The sequence below is a fragment of the Providencia vermicola genome (assembly GCF_020381325.1).
Lineage (GTDB): Bacteria > Pseudomonadota > Gammaproteobacteria > Enterobacterales > Enterobacteriaceae > Providencia > Providencia vermicola.
On sequence record NZ_JAGSPI010000004.1, the window covers coordinates 161,321 to 177,711 of the forward strand.

The 16,391-nt window shown below is 40.8% G+C and carries 15 protein-coding genes; 8 read left to right on the plus strand and 7 right to left on the minus strand.

All coding sequences use genetic code 11. The annotated features are described in order from the left end of the window. Positions 1 to 24: 24 nt before the first annotated feature. Together KDJ85_RS07390 and KDJ85_RS07395 are read left to right on the plus strand one after the other, a co-directional pair. On the plus strand, positions 25 to 513 hold the full coding sequence (locus KDJ85_RS07390; protein ID WP_225819098.1) for a DUF2938 domain-containing protein: 489 nt from the start codon (positions 25 to 27) through the stop codon (positions 511 to 513). A 142-nt stretch (positions 514 to 655) separates the two neighbouring features. Beyond that, positions 656 to 862: a hypothetical protein gene (locus tag KDJ85_RS07395; RefSeq protein WP_225819099.1), complete on the plus strand. Its 207-nt coding sequence runs from the start codon at positions 656 to 658 to the stop codon at positions 860 to 862. A 211-nt stretch (positions 863 to 1,073) separates the two neighbouring features. On the opposite strand, the gene KDJ85_RS07400 is transcribed toward KDJ85_RS07395, so the two are convergent. Continuing rightward, entirely contained in the window at positions 1,074 to 1,994 is a 921-nt protein-coding gene (locus KDJ85_RS07400) for a LysR family transcriptional regulator (protein ID WP_225819100.1), read from the minus strand. Positions 1,995 to 2,099: 105 nt separating this feature from the next. Between KDJ85_RS07400 and KDJ85_RS07405 the strand changes: the two genes are divergently transcribed. Continuing rightward, positions 2,100 to 3,125, plus strand: a complete 1,026-nt coding sequence (locus KDJ85_RS07405) for a zinc-dependent alcohol dehydrogenase family protein (RefSeq protein WP_225819101.1) — start codon at positions 2,100 to 2,102, stop codon at positions 3,123 to 3,125. An 85-nt stretch (positions 3,126 to 3,210) separates the two neighbouring features. On the opposite strand, the gene KDJ85_RS07410 is transcribed toward KDJ85_RS07405, so the two are convergent. The 6 genes from KDJ85_RS07410 to galE all read right to left on the minus strand — a co-directional run bounded on the left by KDJ85_RS07410 (position 3,211) and on the right by galE (position 10,638). Continuing rightward, positions 3,211 to 4,842 carry a sodium/sugar symporter gene (locus tag KDJ85_RS07410; protein ID WP_225819102.1) on the minus strand — a complete coding sequence of 544 codons (1,632 nt, stop codon included), beginning with the start codon at positions 4,840 to 4,842 and terminating at the stop codon, positions 3,211 to 3,213. 279 nt (positions 4,843 to 5,121) lie between these two features. Beyond that, the gene (locus tag KDJ85_RS07415) at positions 5,122 to 6,126 is read right to left on the minus strand and encodes a substrate-binding domain-containing protein (protein ID WP_225819103.1); all 1,005 of its coding nucleotides are present in this window, start codon (positions 6,124 to 6,126) and stop codon (positions 5,122 to 5,124) included. Between the two features lie 136 nt (positions 6,127 to 6,262). Continuing rightward, entirely contained in the window at positions 6,263 to 7,294 is a 1,032-nt protein-coding gene (galM, locus tag KDJ85_RS07420) for a galactose-1-epimerase (RefSeq protein ID WP_225819104.1), read from the minus strand. Between the two features lie 20 nt (positions 7,295 to 7,314). Next, a complete protein-coding gene (galK, locus tag KDJ85_RS07425) occupies positions 7,315 to 8,466 on the minus strand; it encodes a galactokinase (RefSeq protein ID WP_225819105.1) in 1,152 nt (383 codons plus the stop codon). Positions 8,467 to 8,547: 81 nt separating this feature from the next. After that, positions 8,548 to 9,600, minus strand: a complete 1,053-nt coding sequence (locus KDJ85_RS07430; RefSeq protein ID WP_225819106.1) for a UDP-glucose--hexose-1-phosphate uridylyltransferase — start codon at positions 9,598 to 9,600, stop codon at positions 8,548 to 8,550. 12 nt (positions 9,601 to 9,612) lie between these two features. Continuing rightward, entirely contained in the window at positions 9,613 to 10,638 is a 1,026-nt protein-coding gene (gene galE, locus KDJ85_RS07435; protein ID WP_225819107.1) for a UDP-glucose 4-epimerase GalE, read from the minus strand. A gap of 462 nt (positions 10,639 to 11,100) precedes the next feature. Between galE and KDJ85_RS07440 the strand changes: the two genes are divergently transcribed. From KDJ85_RS07440 to KDJ85_RS07460, 5 genes are read left to right on the plus strand one after another with little or no spacing between them, the layout of a single operon-like run. Then, complete coding sequence (locus KDJ85_RS07440; protein WP_225819108.1) at positions 11,101 to 11,814, plus strand: IclR family transcriptional regulator; 714 nt, start codon at positions 11,101 to 11,103, stop codon at positions 11,812 to 11,814. Between the two features lie 56 nt (positions 11,815 to 11,870). Then, positions 11,871 to 13,499 carry an OPT/YSL family transporter gene (locus KDJ85_RS07445; protein WP_225819109.1) on the plus strand — a complete coding sequence of 543 codons (1,629 nt, stop codon included), beginning with the start codon at positions 11,871 to 11,873 and terminating at the stop codon, positions 13,497 to 13,499. Between the two features lie 21 nt (positions 13,500 to 13,520). Continuing rightward, the gene (locus tag KDJ85_RS07450; protein ID WP_225819110.1) at positions 13,521 to 14,723 is read left to right on the plus strand and encodes an aminotransferase class V-fold PLP-dependent enzyme; all 1,203 of its coding nucleotides are present in this window, start codon (positions 13,521 to 13,523) and stop codon (positions 14,721 to 14,723) included. Next, positions 14,720 to 15,445, plus strand: coding sequence for a dipeptidase PepE (gene pepE, locus KDJ85_RS07455; RefSeq protein ID WP_225819111.1), 726 nt, complete (start codon positions 14,720 to 14,722; stop codon positions 15,443 to 15,445). The genes KDJ85_RS07450 and pepE overlap by 4 nt, the downstream gene beginning before the upstream one ends. After that, complete coding sequence (locus KDJ85_RS07460; RefSeq protein WP_225819112.1) at positions 15,445 to 16,389, plus strand: DUF1177 domain-containing protein; 945 nt, start codon at positions 15,445 to 15,447, stop codon at positions 16,387 to 16,389. Before pepE ends, KDJ85_RS07460 begins: the two co-directional genes overlap by 1 nt. Positions 16,390 to 16,391: the final 2 nt, after the last annotated feature.

The window sequence follows — 16,391 nt, forward strand, 5'->3', positions numbered from 1 at the left end:
TATACTATGATAAAAGGCTTAGTTATGAGTATATTTTATGCAGCTATTTTCATTGGTGTTGGAGCAACACTTATTTCTGATATTTGGTCTATTTTACTTAACAAGCTATTTGGGGTGCAAATATTAAATTTTTCGATGGTAGGAAGATGGATCTGTTATTTCCCAACAGGAAAATGTATACATGAGGATATTAAGCAAGCAAAGCCAATTCGAATTGAGAGCTGGGTAGGATGGAGTGCTCACTATTTAATAGGAATTACTTTTGCAATATTATTACTTGTTATTGTTGGTGAATCTTGGATTGATTCTCCCACTTTTGTCCCTGCTTTAATTTTAGGTATTATTACTGTGCTAGCACCTTATTTATTGATGCAACCTGGAATGGGGTTAGGTCTGGCAGCAAGAAAAACACCTAAACCGACTATTTCAAGGTTGAGAAGTTTGATGGTACATACTGTATTTGGCGTTGGGTTATATTTAAGCGCCTTATTATATAACTTTATTTTCATTTAATTTACCCTATTTTAAATAAAGTATAAAATGTGAATTTTCAGTAATATTCCGAAAACATGCTTTTAAAAATCTTAGAGTGTGATATTAATTAATATCACTAGTATAAATTAAACTTTAATCGATAAAAAACAAAGGGAAGAAAATGAAAAAATTATTTATCTCTATCTCAGCTGTTTTATTTACCCTCATTTCTTTTTCAACTCAGGCTGCGTATATATCCGCATGGGGAGATACAATATCCTCTGCCGAGGAAAAAATTGAAGAGAAAGCAAATGGAAAACCCTATGAAATTACCAGTGTGAGAATGGGGGATTATGCATATATAACTGCGAATATATCTAATAAATAGTAAACATTATAAAGTCTGATAACATTCGATATATTATCAGACTTTACCTTGTGAAATATTGAAGTTTTAATGACCTTCATTTAAATAAAACGAGCTTTAATCAAGTGGCCAACCCTATGGTGCATCTGTTAATTATGAAAAACGTGATGAGAATTCGTTGTCTCATTAACCAAACTCGCTAAGGAAATAATATTTCTAGCTTAAGATGACGTTATATCTGAGCTTCAATCACATCCATCATACCAGGCAATGAGCTAACTAATTTATCGATAGCAATCCTCACTTTTAGTGAAAGATTAGGTTTACGTAGCCATACAGCGTATACAGGCCAGCTTGTAGGAGACTGATCTTTTAATATCTCTTTCAAGCTACCATTAGCAAGCTGCTCACGGACAAGCCAATAGGGCAACCAAGCAATACCTCCCCCTGTTACCGCGATATCTTTTATTGCCTGCATATCATCCATCATCAGTCTCGCGGGCGGATTAATTTCTGAAATTTCTCCACTTTCGTTTTTAACTTGCCACTTTAGAATATGCCCTGAATGAATATAAGCAATGCCCGTATGCTGCTTCAATTCTTCAGCTGAAACAGGTTCGCCCGCCTGCTGAAAATAATCTGGCGAAGCACAAAAAACCATGGTGTGAGAAGCTAACTTACGGGCTATTAGACTACTGCTATCAGGTAATGAGCCTATCCTGACGGCTAGGTCAAAACCTTCTTCAGACAAATCTACCTGGCGATCACTGAATGAAATCTCAAGTTCCAATTGCGGATGTTCTTTTGCCAGCGCCGATAGTAATGGTGAAATACATAAGTGCCCGAGCAGAACGGGGACAGATACCCTCAGTTTTCCGTTAGCTTGAAGCTTGCCCCCCTCAAGAATATCTTCTGCCATTTTTATTTCATTCAGCGCACGGCGGCAGGATTCATAATAAAGTGAACCTTCATCAGTCAGGCTCTGACTACGTGTAGTTCGGTTAAATAAGGTTACTCCAAGTCTCTTTTCTAGCCGAGATATTGTTTTCGCCACCGCAGATCGTGTGACATGCAGTTTTTCAGCAGCCTGTGAAAAACTAGAGGATTCGGCTACGACCACAAAAATAGGGATGCTGTTCATTTCGCCTTTCACATTGTCACCCAAATGGAACCAATAGAGAGAAATAATATCCCCACTGTCACTTATCTGGCAATGATAAAATGTTGATCATCCATTATTTATAACTAAAGGTTTTCCATGAAACAGACAATGAAACGCTGGACATTAAGTGAAATAGGCAGTCAAAACCTAAAACTTTCGGAAGTAGAAATACCCCAACCAGGTCCAAATGAAGTATTGATACATGTGAGCGCTGTTTCGCTCAATTTTCGCGATAAGGTCATTATTGACGGCGGAATGGGAAATGGTATGCCAATGCCTTTCACTCCAGGTTCTGATATGGCTGGCGTCGTTGTGGCGGTAGGTCCGAACACCACCCGCTTCTATCCAGGGGAGCGGGTTATCTCATCTTTTAATGCTGATTGGGTTGATGGAAAGCTGAAAAATAATGCAAAAGATCCTAACTATAACACGCTAGGTTATGCGCTTCAGGGCGTTCTAGCAGAATATATCGTCATGAATGAAGAGTGGTTGGTTAAAGCACCACACTCACTAACTGATGCACAAGCCAGTACCCTAGTTTGTGCAGGTCTTACGGCTTGGTTTGCCCTGATTGAACGTGGAGGCCTACGTGCTGGAGAAACAGTACTGCTTCAAGGTACTGGTGGCGTGGCGCTTTTTGCTCTTCAAATAGCCAAGGCGATGGGTGCTGAGGTATTTATCACTTCATCAAGTGATGAGAAGTTAGCTGCGGCATCGGCTCTCGGAGCCGATCACGGTATTAACCGTAACAAAGAAAACTGGGTCGAGGCTATTTACCACCTCACAAAAGAACAAGGGATTGATCATGTTGTTGACACTGTAGGTGGTTGTAATTTTGCAGATTCTGTTCGTGTGGTAACATCGCATGGGAGAATTTCCTTGATTGGAATGATGGACACACACGATATCTCTGCGCCTGGGGTATCACTACTCCTAAAATCACCCACAATTCAAGGAATTGGTGTTGGTCATCGCCGAGCACTTGAAGATTTTGTCAGGGCTGTCGACTCAGTCAAGTTAAAACCAGTAATCGATAAATTATTCCGCTTTGACCAACTGCCAGAGGCACTGGCATTACTCGAGCAAGGGGCATTTGGGAAAATCGTTATCGAAGTAAGCTGATATCCGACCCAAAATAAGATCTAATAAATGACAAAACCCACTGTTGTGGGCTTTGTCATTTTACTTATGTCAATACACTTGCTGATTACCAAAACAAAGCATACAACACACACAAGATAACCATAATTGCATAGGACGCAATATTGAACCCTGTTGATGTTTTAAACGTTTCAGACGTCAAGATAATCGCGCCATTGCTATCATCCTCTTTTGCAGTTGTCAGGCTAATTAAACCAATCACTACCGCAGTGAAGAAGAAGGTGTACATCATTTGGTCGAGGAATGGCATTCCAAGTGGCATTAACTTTAAAAATAATGCAAATGGAATGGAAAGCAGCACGCCGATAATCGCGCCTTTCGCATTGGTTTTTTTCCAGAATAGACCAAGCAGGAATACTGCTAAAATACCAGGGCTCACTAGGCCAGTATATTCTTGAATATACTGGAATGCTTGGCCAATATTCCCCAGCAGTGGCGCAATAAAGCAAGCAATAATTAACGCAATAACTGCACTGATCCGCCCAACATTCACTAATTTATGATCGGCAGTTGCTGGGGCAATATATTCTTTATAAATATCCATAGTAAAAATGGTTGCAACGGAGTTCAACATGGAGGCTAAAGAAGAAACAATCGCAGCGGCCAATGCAGCAAACACGACACCTTTCGCACCAACAGGCAAGAACTGAGTTAACCATGGATAGGCTTTATCAGCTTGCGCCAAGGTTGGCATGTGTTCAGAGGCCATTGTCCCTAAGCCAGCCAGTAATGCAGGATCAGAGACAATCACAAATGCAGCAATCCCAGGGACGACAACAAGAATAGGGACAATGAGTTTTAAGAATGCCGCAAACACTAAACCTTTTTGTGCTTCGCCAATAGATTTAGCGGCCAATGCACGCTGAATAATGTACTGGTTAAAGCCCCAATAATATAAGTTTGCAACCCATAGGCCACCAATCAGTACTGCGATACCAGGTAAATTACTAAATTGCGGGTTATCTTGGCTCAGTATCATCTCAAAGTGAGCTGGAGCCTCACTCGCCATTCTGCTCATACCTGCAAACAAACCCGCATCGCCACCGATATAATTCACAGCCATAATCGTGGTTAAAAAGCCACCGAGGATTAGGAAGAAAACTTGCACAACATCGGTCCATGCAACTGCCGATAACCCCCCATAAAGGGAGTAAATAACGGCGAACAATGCTAAACCAAAAATAGCGTAATACATTGGAATACCAAGGATGGTTTGTAATGCCAATGCACCTAGATAGAGTACTGAGGTTAAGTTAACAAAGATAAATAAAGCCAGCCAAAATACAGCTAAGATCGTTTTTAATGTTTTATTAAAGCGTTTTTCAACAAACTCAGGAATGGTGAATATGCCTTTATCTATAAATACAGGCATAAAATACTTAGCAACGATAATCAGCGTCAATGCGGCCATCCACTCATAAGAAGCAATGGCTAATCCGATAGAAAAGCCGGAGCCTGACATACCAATAAACTGTTCTGCGGAGATATTTGCTGCAATCAAAGATGAGCCGATTGCCCACCAAGGCAGTGTTTTCCCTGCTAAAAAGTAGTCTTTTGTTCCTTTTTTTTGCCCATTTTTATCTCGAGATACCCAAAGCCCGACGGTAATAATGATTAGCACATACAAGATAAATATCCCGTAGTCTAAAGTGCTTAATCCAACACCTTCTGTCTGCATAATAAATTTCCTTCGCCAAGTGATAACAAAGCAAGTGTAAACGTTACCACAAAATAACTCCGTTACTTGAATCACATATTTTCACCCTTTTTTTACTTATGCCTATTAATCCCGCAAAAAATGCACTGACGGAGCAAAATCAACGTGTTAAAAATAAGGAAAAGCAGAATTTCGACTAAAATAATAAGGACAAATGTTAAATACGTGACAAACCTCAAAAACAAAATGTAAACGTTATCATTTGCCGTTATGCTTTGTGTTTTTATTGAGACAGAACGATTAAGAATGCAGTGGACGAACAGAGTTTCGTTGAACTAACGTGGGCGAATAAATTAAGTTATCACCTGCAATTTTTTCACCACGGGCGAGAGAAAGGGCTAACTGCGTGGCTTTTTCTGCCATCATTTGAATAGGATAACGGATGGTAGTTAAACGTGGATGAATATAACGAGCGATCAATACATCATCAAAACCAATCACAGATACTTGGTCAGGGGCATTAATTTCATTTTCATCAAGTACAGCAATCGCACCCGCAGCCATAAAATCGTTATACCCAACGACAGCGGTTATTTCCAAAGATTTGGTAAGCAAATTGGTCATGGCTTGTTCACCGCCTTCACCATAAGGCACACCATACTCAATATAGCTATCAGAAAGCACTATCCCGTTATTTTTCAAGGCATCTCGATACCCTAATAAACGCTGTACCGCATCCTCTATTTGATGATTTGACGAAATATAGGCAATTTTAGTATGGCCATGGCGAATAAGATGTTCTGTCGCTAAATACGCGCCTTTGTAGTTATTCAGTGAAATACAGCGATTACCGATTGCTTCAATATGGCGATTTATCAGCACCATACTGGGAACCTCTTTCGCATATTCAATCAGTTCATCATCAGATAGCGCTTTAGAATGGATAATCAACGCATCACATCGGTTATTGATCAGCAACTCTATTGATTGCCGTTCTTCTTTCGCATTGTGGTAACCATTACAAATTAAAATATGTTTACCATTTTTGTGAGCAACTGCATCAACAGCTTTGACCATAACGCCAAAAAAAGGGTCTGAAACATCGTTAACTAGTACGCCAATGGTGTTTGAGCTCTGATTAACAAGGGCACGTGCGGCAGCATTTGGGCGGTAGCCAAGTTTATTCATGGCTTTTTTTACGGATTCAATCGAGGCTAGGCTAGCCTTTGGTGACTTATTTATCACCCGTGAAACAGTTGCAACGGAAACGCCTGCTTCTTTCGCTACATCTTTGATTGTCGCCATCGTGCACCTCTACAATTAGGATGGCTTATTAAACAATGTGCTAGGATTAAAAACAATGGCATAACGCATAATAAAATTGTTTAAATCAAAAGAAAACACCGCCAAATCGCGGTGTTGAACAGACAAAACAATAAGCCTAGAAAATAAATTGATAACACGTTTCACTGATGTAAATCTGTTCTGGCTGTGAAATCGGGCTGTACTGCGCCCCCCACTCAGGGTGGTTTACCGCATCAGGGGGAAATTGCGTTTCAAATGCGACGCCTGAATAGGGGGCATATTCCCCTGTCTTTCCTGCAACTGAGATTAAATAATTTCCTGTATACAGTTGCATTGATGGCATTGTCGTTAAAACATTCATTTGTACATCCCCGTTAGGAGAACGCAGTGATGCAACGGGTTGCCGAGCATTATTCAATGTGTCATCAAGAATAAATGTGTGGTCGTAACCTCGAGCCGCTTTTTGGTCTGCATCTTGTAAAAAGTCGCGGCCAATTGTTTTTACACAGCGAAAGTCAAAATGTGTATTAGCTACGTTTTTCCATTCTCCCGTCGGAATACCGTCTAAATCAGTCGGTAGGTAATAGCCGCTCTGGATTTCTAGCTCATGGCCTAATACAGTTTCTCCCGCCCCTTCCCCCGCAAGATTAAAATAGGTATGGTTTGTTAGGTTAACTGGGCCTGCCTGTGTTGTTTGGTGTTGATAACGAATAACCACTTGGTTTTCTTCCGTTAATTCATAACTCACCTCAACCTTTAGCTCCCCTGGAAAGCCTTGGTCGCCATCAGGTGAAATTAACGAAAAAGTGACTTGATGTGCATTTTGCTGGGAAATATTCCATATTCGATAACTGAAATTATCTTTTCCACCATGTAAGCAATGAGCACCTTGGTTATTTGTAACGTTGTACTGTATTCCATTAACTGAAAATTGTGCATTTTCAATGCGGTTTGCCACTCTACCGACCGTTGCCCCTAAATATACCTCCTGCTCCTTTTGTTTGGTCATATTAGGGGAACCTAAAACAACATCACGTTGCCCATTTACGAGGGGTAAAATGCAACTTAACCAGCTCGCACCTAGGTTTGTCAGGATAATAGTCATTCCTCGTCGATTAGTTAAAGTTACCACCGTGGGTTCAGATGAAACGGAGTCTCTCTCTTGCATAAACAATCCTTTGCCCTGAATTATATAACGCCTGCACCTTGGCTTGGTTGGCACACATAAATATCCGCATGTAAACCTGTTTTATTCGCATATTGCGCTTCAACCGCATCGATGACAGGCTGAACAAATTGCTGTTGCATTAGGGCTACCACACAGCCGCCAAAACCGCCCCCTGTCATGCGTACGCCACCTTGAGATCCTAAAACCGATTTTACAATATCTACTAACGTATCAATTTCTTTAACCGTAATTTCAAAATCATCACGCATTGAAATATGGGATTGCGCCATTAATTGGCCTAGAAGTAATAAATCATTTTCTGTCAATGCTTTAGCTGATAACAATGTACGTTCATTTTCACTAATCACATGTTTTGCACGCTTAGCAACAAGGGGGGATAATTGGTGCTGCTTGAGCAAAAAGTCTTCATAGCTCACATCACGCAATGCTTTAACACCAAAGGTTTTCGCCGCTTCTTCACACTGTTGGCGACGCGTGTTGTACTCGCTGCCAACCAGCCCTCGTTGTTTATTTGAGTTGATTATCATCACAACCAAATCATCAGGGATGGAAATAGGGAACAGTTCTAAGCTACGGCAATCAATCAATAAGGCGTGCCCTTCGTCCCCACACGCAGAAATAAGCTGGTCCATAATGCCGCAATTACAGCCGACAAATTGGTTTTCTGCCTGCTGACCATTAAGCGCAATCTCTTGTTGGCTAATATCTAATTGATACAAACTCTTAAGAGTCTGACCTATCACCACTTCTAATGAAGCCGAAGAGCTCAAACCTGCGCCTTGAGGGACGTTTCCACTAACTGCTATATCACAGCCATTAAATGAAAAACCGCGTTCTAATAAGAACTTAACTACGCCACGAATATAGTTCGCCCACATCTTTTCAGGTAAAAATGTAATTTCGTCGTCTAAGCTGAATTCATCACAGTCATTATCATAATCAGCAGCAACAACACGAATAATACGATCTCCACGTTTTGATGCCGCTGTCATGGTTTGGTAATCAATGGCACAAGGTAAAACAAAGCCGTCGTTATAATCGGTATGTTCACCAATTAAATTGACCCGCCCAGGCGCTTGAACATAGGTATCCGCCGGGTAACCAAATGTTTTTTCAAACGAACTAGCAACCGTCTGTTTTAGTAATTCCATTATTGTATTCCTTAATCATAAAATAGATTTGCTCGGATAATAAAAACCAAACAAATATTAATTAGTGGCATTTTTGTAGGCTTAGCGCTGTTTATAATGCTTATCACTGACATCTCTTAGACGTTGAGCCGCCTGCTCTGGCGTTAAGTCCCGTTGTGTTTCCGCCAGCATTTCATAACCCACCATAAATTTTTTTACGGTAGCGGAACGTAGCAATGGCGGATAAAACAGCGCATGTAATTGCCAATGTTCAATGTTTTTAGGTTCTTTGAAATAAGGGGCGAAGTGCCATCCCATTGAATAAGGAAAGGAACATTCGAATAAGTTATCGTAGCGGCTAGTCAGTTTTTTTAGTGCAACACTCAAGTCCAAACGAATGGTTTCACTCATTTCATCCATGCGTTTAATATGTTGTTTCGGCAACAACAACGTTTCAAATGGCCAAGCTGCCCAATATGGCACCAGTGCGACCCAATGCTCAGTCTCCACCACAATGCGAGAGCCATCCTGTCGCTCTGCGTTAACATAATCCATCAGTAAGTTAGTACCATTGCGTTGATAATATTCAGATAAAAAATGGTTTTTACGCTCAATTTCATTAGGCAAAAAATCACTCGCCCAAATTTGCCCATGGGGATGTGGCTGTGAGCACCCCATAATTTCACCTTTATTTTCAAATACCTGAACCCATGTATAACGCTCGCTTAGTTCACTAATCTGCTGCTGCCAAGTGTCTATCACGCTGCCAATTTCAGACAATGAAAGTTCAGGTAAGGTTTTACTGTGATCTGGCGAAAAACAGATCACCCGGCTAACGCCGCTCACTGATTGAGCTTGAAATAATTCAGACTGGTTTTTCGGTTGCGCACAGGCATCTGCCAATAAAGCACCATGGTCATTTTGAAAAACATACGTCCCTTGATAGTTAGGGTTCACTTCCCCTGAAACCCGTGTATTGGTTGGGCAAAGAAAGCAATCTGCATCATAATGGGGTAGGTTTTCTACCGCAGGCTTTTCATCTCTACCACTCCAAGGGCGTTTGGCTCTGTGAGGGGAAACTAACACCCATTGCCCAGTTAGTGGGTTATAACGGCGATGAGGGCAGTCAGAGGGGTTAAATTGCATTGTTTTCATCCAATTACTCTCCTATACACCATAACCATCGGGATTATTTGATTGCCAACGCCAGCTATCTACCGCCATATCATCAATGGTACGGCACGTTTTCCAACCAAGTTCGCGATACGCTTTTTCAGGGGTTGACCAATATTCGGCAATATCCCCCGCACGACGTGGTTCAAACACATAAGGAATGGGTTTTCCTACAGCTTTTTCAAAAGCCTGCAATACTTGCAGCACACTGACACCGTAGCCCGATCCTAAATTATAGGTGTGCAGCCCCGCTTTATGACCGACACCCTGTAATGCAGCGACATGCCCATCCGCCAAATCCATCACATGGATATAATCACGAACCCCTGTTCCATCAATGGTTGGGTAATCGTTTCCATAAATAGCCAGTTTTTCCCTTTTTCCAACAGCGACCTGTGTAATATAAGGTGTTAAGTTATTTGGGATACCTTGAGGGTCTTCACCAAGTAATCCTGAAGAATGTGCGCCAACGGGGTTAAAATAGCGCAAAATCGAAATTGACCAAGCGTTGTCAGCTTGGTAGAGATCCCCAAGACAGCGTTCAACCATATATTTACTCGTACCGTAAGGACTCTGGGTATTTCCTGTCGGAAAATCCTCAGTAATGGGGAGTGAATGAGGCTGGCCATATACCGTTGCTGAAGAACTGAAGATCAAACGCTTGACGCTCGCTTTTTGCATACAGCGCACTAAAACTAGGGTTCCATTAAGATTAACATCATAATATTTAATTGGTTTTTCGACTGACTCACCGACCGCTTTCAACCCTGCAAAGTGGATCACCGAATAAAATTGATGCTTGGCAAAGATAGCATTGAGTGCTTGCTCGTTACGAACATCACATTGGTAAAATACAGGGCGACTACCCGTTAATTTTTCAATACGGTTAAGGACTTCCTGCTTTGCGTTATATAGATTATCCACAATAACAGGTGAAAAACCTGCTTTTATTAGTTGAATACAAGTATGGCTACCGATATACCCCAACCCACCTGTGACTAACACTTCAGTCAGTTGCATTTTTCACCTCTACACGTTTTTTAATCTTTAAACTTGCCATTACTGCGGAGTATACCAATGAGTCACTGCCCGCTTCTGTGATCAATCTCGACTTAGTGTAAACGTTTACACAAAAAATATAAAGGCTACCTGAAAATAACCAAAAAATAAGCGTGAAGGAAAACCACACTATTTATTTAGCTAATGAGGGCATTCTCTCGTTTGGATTGTGTCGCTAGTAGGAACACACCGAGAAATTTAAAAGTCATTAAAATTCAACTAATTATAATAAATATTGAAAATATAAATATAAAAAACTGATTAATTAAGTGATCCAATTAACACTGCGGCAACAATTCATTTACTTCACCAGCTATTTAATCTAATTATATCTTTACTCGATATAGGAACACTGTTCCTCAAAAAGGAACGGCAGAGATAACAATAAAATCGCATTCTCACGTTAACACATAGGGGAAATTTATGAATAATCGACTACAATCTGCGGGTTTTGTCCTCGCTCTGCTTGATTATTTCTCAATTAGCAAACCAGTATGGGGAGTGCGAGAACTCGCACGTCATATTGATAAGAGCCCTTCTGTTGTCCAACGTGGCTTTAATATTTTAGAAGAACAAGGCTTTCTGCAAAAAAATAAAAATAAAGAGTATTTATTAGGTTTACGCTGTATTGAAATTGGTCACCTTGCAAATAATACACGGCAATTTTCACAATTAGCAAATGACTACTTACGTCCCCTTGCGGATAAAACCCATGAGACTATTTTTATCTATCGTCGTTATAATGACATTGCTATTTGCAATTTTATTTTAGAAAGTGAGCACCTTATTCGTTTTACTTCAAAAGAAGGTGAAGCATTATCATTGCATGAAGCACCTTTTACCCAAATTATTCTCAGCTCGATGGATATCTCCTATATTGATGAGTATCTCCAAAAACACGCTTTACAAGATAACGAACCATTAAAAAAACAATTAAAGCTGTATTCTGATGAAGGCTACGCTTATTCCAAAGAGGCTTACTTAGTGGGAACTCAAGGGTTATCCGTCCCTATTTTTTCATTCGAAAAAGGTGTGTTAGGTTCGCTCTGTATTGCTGCATCAAGCCAAAGTAAAAATTTAACTGAATATTACCCATTATTAAAATCTACAGCCAGTAAGTTATCCGCCATATTTTAAATATGGAAATATAAATTATAAAAACTAAATAATAATTAATTAAAATAGGTAACTCTATGAATCTATCTCATGATAAAAATGATACTGAGGTACGTGTATCTATTTTCTCACCATCAATATTAATTGCTATTATTATATTATCTTTTGTGGGTGCCATTATTGGTATTCAAATTATTGTCACCCTCGGAATATCTGCAAATACATCCATTATAGGTGCCGTGTTAGCTATTTTATTATCTCGGTTACCTATTGGTATATTTGCCTCATTTAAGTTTATTGATGCACAAAATTTAATTCAAACCAGTATTTCTGCTGCCACCTTCGCTGCCGCTAATGGCCTGATGGTTGCTATCGGTGTACCTTGGGTACTCGGCCTTCCAGAACTGATTTACCCTATGATGGCAGGGGCTTTTTTCGCCATTATTATTGATGGCACAATGTTATACGGTCTATTTAATACTAAAGCTTACCCAGCAAGTGCATCATGGCCAGCGGGTGTTGCTACGGCAGAAACGCTATGGGCAGGAAATAAAGGTGGAAAACGTTTAGGCGCATTACTTGCTGGATTTACTGCGGGTGCAGTTGGTGCGGGATTCGGCATCCCGATGGCATCTGCGGGAATTGCCCTAATTGGCAGTATTTTTGCCTTATTCATGTTTGCTATTGGTTTACTCATCCGTGGGTTTTCTGAGTCAGGCTTAATTACTTATAATTTATATGAAAACTATGTCCCTCATGGGGTCATGATTGGTGCCGGCATTGTCGCCTTAATTCAAATTGGTGCGATTGTTTTTCGTCAGAAAAAAAATGATGACCCAATACAAGAAGAAAGCGAAGAACTCGCTCAAAGTAGCCGCCGCATTAAGTCAACATTAATGAAAGGTGCCATCTTTTATTTCTTAACAGCGTTAGCACTAACATTCATTAGCCAAATATTTGTCACCATGACATTACCGCAGTTAATCGGCTTTCTGATTTTTGCAACGCTAGCTGCCTTAATTCAAGAAATGATTGTCGGCATGGCCGCTATGCACTCAGGCTGGTTTCCCGCCACCGCCGCAGCACTTATATCATTAATGATTGGTATTTTACTAGGATTTCCGCCAGAGGCGCTTGCGGTACTTGTCGGTTTTTGTGTTGCAACAGGCCCCGCCTTTGCCGATATGGGGTTCGACCTAAAAACGGGTTTTATGATCCGAGGTTATGGCAAAAACCAAAGTGTGGAACGTTTTGGCCGTAAACAACAGTACTTTGCTTCCATTATTGGTTTTACCTGTGCATTGGTTGTTGTTGCGCTCACTTACGATTTTTATTTTCAACAAGACAAAATTGTCCCTGCCTCTCGTTTATATGCCGCCACCATCCAAGCAGGAAGCTCATCTGATGTCGCTATGATGCTACTACTGTGGGCTATTCCAGGCGCAGTGATCCAATTAATTGGAGGAGCAAAACACCAAATTGGCGTTCTTTTTTCCACAGGTTTGATGATCAATTACCCCATCGCAGGCTGGACAGTCCTTGTCGCTTTAGCGGTACGGATAATCATTGAACGCTTCTTCCATGTCAGCTCCGACAAAATATCGACCTTTGCAGGCGGTTTGATTGCAGGCGATGCACTGTATTCAACAGCGAAAGCCTTCTTACCCACCATAAAAGCCAAACTGCTTGCTTTATGGACTCGCTAATTTGATGAGAGGAAATAAGTAATGACGAACAAATGGTCTCACGTCGCAAACGATACTTTGGTTTCACAACATTTTGCATATTTTGACACTGGAGCAGCGGCACCCCCGCCAAAACAGGTCATTGATGCTGTAAAAAATTACCTTGATAAAACCGCAGAGCTAGGTATCTATCTACCCAGTTTTCGAAAAGAAACATACCAACAAGTTGAAACCTGTCGCCAGAAAATGGCGGCCTTTATTGGTGCCAAAGAAAGCGAAATTGCCTTTACCAAAAATGGGACTGAATCCATCAGTTTAATTGCCCGAGGGATCACATGGCAAGCTGGAGATGAGGTGATCATCCCAGATACTGAAATGCTCAGCAATATCGCTATTTGGCAATTATTGGCTGATGAAAAAGGCATAAAGGTTGTTACTATTCAGGCAGATAGCCTAGGTGTTATCGACCCGATATCAGTCAAAAAAGCCATTACACACAAAACCAAACTTCTAAGCTTTGTTGCGCTTTCAAATATCACAGGTGTTATGCAGCCTGTTAAAGCCATTTGTGAAATCGCAAAACAGCACAATGTACTCAGCCACGTCAGTGCATCTCAAGCACTGGGTATGTATCAGGTGAATATTAATGATTGGCAATGTGATTTTATGTCCTCTTGCGGGCGAAAAGGGTTAAGAGCCATCGAAGGCAGTGGCATTCTTTTTATTAAAGAAGATAAAATCCCATCGATGATTCCGATGTTAGCAGGGTGGTGGAATAGCAGTATTGACAGCAAAACAGGTCGTGTTGTTCTTCCTACAACCGCCAAACGGTTCGAAGCTGGCTGCCCTAATATACCTGCCATTATCAGTTTAGATACCGCGTTAGATTATGCAAACCAGTTAGGTATTTCGCAGATAGAGGCACGAAATCGTGAATTAACCGCCTATGCGATGCAGCAACTCGCCTTATTACCAGACATTGAAATTTACGGCCCTGATAATAGCCACCAGCGAATAGGTATTATTCCATTTAATATTCGCGAGATTCACTCTGATTTATTAATGCAGAAATTAGAAACCAAAAATATCATCATTGAGTCAGGCCATTTTATGGCAACCGCTATTTTAAAATTTTATCGCATAGAAAAAATGGCTCGCATCTCCCTGCATTATTTTAATAACGAAAATGAAATTGACAGATTAATAACCGCGCTTCAAGAAATAATTAAGGAATATAAAAAATGACAAAGGCACTATTAATGAGCAGTTCACGTATGGGAAATATGAATTATTTAGAACATGCAGATGAACAAATTCACCGTTTATTACAACATAAAGAACAAGAAATTTTATTTATCCCTTACGCTGCGGTGACATTTAGCTTTGATGATTTTGAAGCTATTGTTCAACCTGTCTTTAACGCTTTAGGGTATAATTTAAAATCAATTCATCGTTTTAATGACCCAGTTTCAGCTGTTAAACATGCACAAGCCATTGCTATTGGGGGTGGAAATACATTTGCACTTCTAAAGCGCTTATACGATGCCAAAATTGTTGAGCTAATTTCACAACGCGTCAAACACGAAGCAATACCTTATATGGGATGGAGCGCAGGGAGTAATGTCGCAACGCCAAGTATACGAACAACCAATGACATGCCGATTGTTCAGCCCCCGTCTTTTCATGCCCTGAATATCGCCCCTTTTCAAATCAATCCGCATTTTATTTCTGGCAAACCTGTCGGCCATAATGGTGAAAGCCGCGAAGAGCGCTTAAATGAATTTTTAACGATTAATCCGAGTGAAGAATTAATTGCCTTATATGAAGGTACAGCCCTATTCATTGAAAATGAACAAGGTACTATTTTAGGTGACCAGAATGCACTTTGGTTGAAAGGGCCAAATGAGATTGAAGAGATTTCGGCAAATCATCCATTTCGCTTAGATATGATTAAAGGAGCCAACTAATGTCACTTAATTATATCAGTCAAGTGTATGACTTACTTGATACCCCTCAAGTTGATGGCGCCAAAATGGCAGAATTGCTGCGTTCAGTGGGAGTGGAACACGCCAATATTCAAGTCACGTCTATTCCCTATGAAGCACCTGAAGATCCTAGCCAACTGTGTCATTTTATTAAAGTAACACTTAAGGGTACTGAAGGTAAGCTTGCTGGTGGCAACTACCCCACATTAGGCATCATCGGCCGTTTAGGTGCTCAACAAGCGCAACCCAATAGAATGGGGTTAGTATCGGATGCGGATGGCTCGATTGTTGCGTTTGCCAGCGCCATGAAACTACTGGATATGGCAACTAAAGGTAACCGTTTAAAAGGTGATGTAATTATTTCCTCACATATCGCCACTCATGTATCAATCACCCCGCATGACCCTGTCGACTTTATGGGGATGCCTGTTTCTTCATCAACAATGAATACCTATGAGGTTGATGAACAAATGGATGCGATTTTGTCAATCGACACATCGAAAGGAAATAGCATCATTAAGCACCGAGGTATCGCTATTTCGCCAACCGCAAAACAGGGGTATATTTTACGCGTATCCCCAGACTTAGTGCGCTTGTTGGAGTACGCGACAGGTGATGTGGCCAAAACATTCCCAATTACGACGCAAGATATTTCCCCTTATGACAACGGGGTTTATCACTTTAATTCAATCATGCAACCGCATGTCGCCACCCCAGCTCCTGTTGTTGGTTTAGCCATTACCGCTAAAACAATCGTTCCAGGGAGTGATACTGGTGCAAGTTACGAAAGTGAACTCATTGATGCAACGCGTTTTACGGTGGAAGTCGCTAAGCAATTTTGTTGGGGTCGCATTCAGTTTTATCAACAAGATGAATACGAAGAGCTTTATAATTTATATGGCTCATTAGCCCAAATCCAAGGTTAATC

Bases quoted from the DNA above. Each gene is read 5' to 3' on its own strand.
- KDJ85_RS07430 (WP_225819106.1), bottom strand. From the start codon at position 9,600: ATGAAAACAATGCAATTTAACCCCTCTGACTGCCCTCATCGCCGTTAT.
- KDJ85_RS07390 (WP_225819098.1), top strand. From the start codon at position 25: ATGAGTATATTTTATGCAGCTATTTTCATTGGTGTTGGAGCAACACTT.
- KDJ85_RS07415 (WP_225819103.1), bottom strand. From the start codon at position 6,126: ATGGCGACAATCAAAGATGTAGCGAAAGAAGCAGGCGTTTCCGTTGCA.
- galE (WP_225819107.1), bottom strand. From the start codon at position 10,638: ATGCAACTGACTGAAGTGTTAGTCACAGGTGGGTTGGGGTATATCGGT.
- KDJ85_RS07405 (WP_225819101.1), top strand. From the start codon at position 2,100: ATGAAACAGACAATGAAACGCTGGACATTAAGTGAAATAGGCAGTCAA.
- galM (WP_225819104.1), bottom strand. From the start codon at position 7,294: ATGCAAGAGAGAGACTCCGTTTCATCTGAACCCACGGTGGTAACTTTA.
- KDJ85_RS07395 (WP_225819099.1), top strand. From the start codon at position 656: ATGAAAAAATTATTTATCTCTATCTCAGCTGTTTTATTTACCCTCATT.
- KDJ85_RS07445 (WP_225819109.1), top strand. From the start codon at position 11,871: ATGAATCTATCTCATGATAAAAATGATACTGAGGTACGTGTATCTATT.
- pepE (WP_225819111.1), top strand. From the start codon at position 14,720: ATGACAAAGGCACTATTAATGAGCAGTTCACGTATGGGAAATATGAAT.
- KDJ85_RS07440 (WP_225819108.1), top strand. From the start codon at position 11,101: ATGAATAATCGACTACAATCTGCGGGTTTTGTCCTCGCTCTGCTTGAT.
- galK (WP_225819105.1), bottom strand. From the start codon at position 8,466: ATGGAATTACTAAAACAGACGGTTGCTAGTTCGTTTGAAAAAACATTT.
- KDJ85_RS07410 (WP_225819102.1), bottom strand. From the start codon at position 4,842: ATGCAGACAGAAGGTGTTGGATTAAGCACTTTAGACTACGGGATATTT.
- KDJ85_RS07450 (WP_225819110.1), top strand. From the start codon at position 13,521: ATGACGAACAAATGGTCTCACGTCGCAAACGATACTTTGGTTTCACAA.
- KDJ85_RS07460 (WP_225819112.1), top strand. From the start codon at position 15,445: ATGTCACTTAATTATATCAGTCAAGTGTATGACTTACTTGATACCCCT.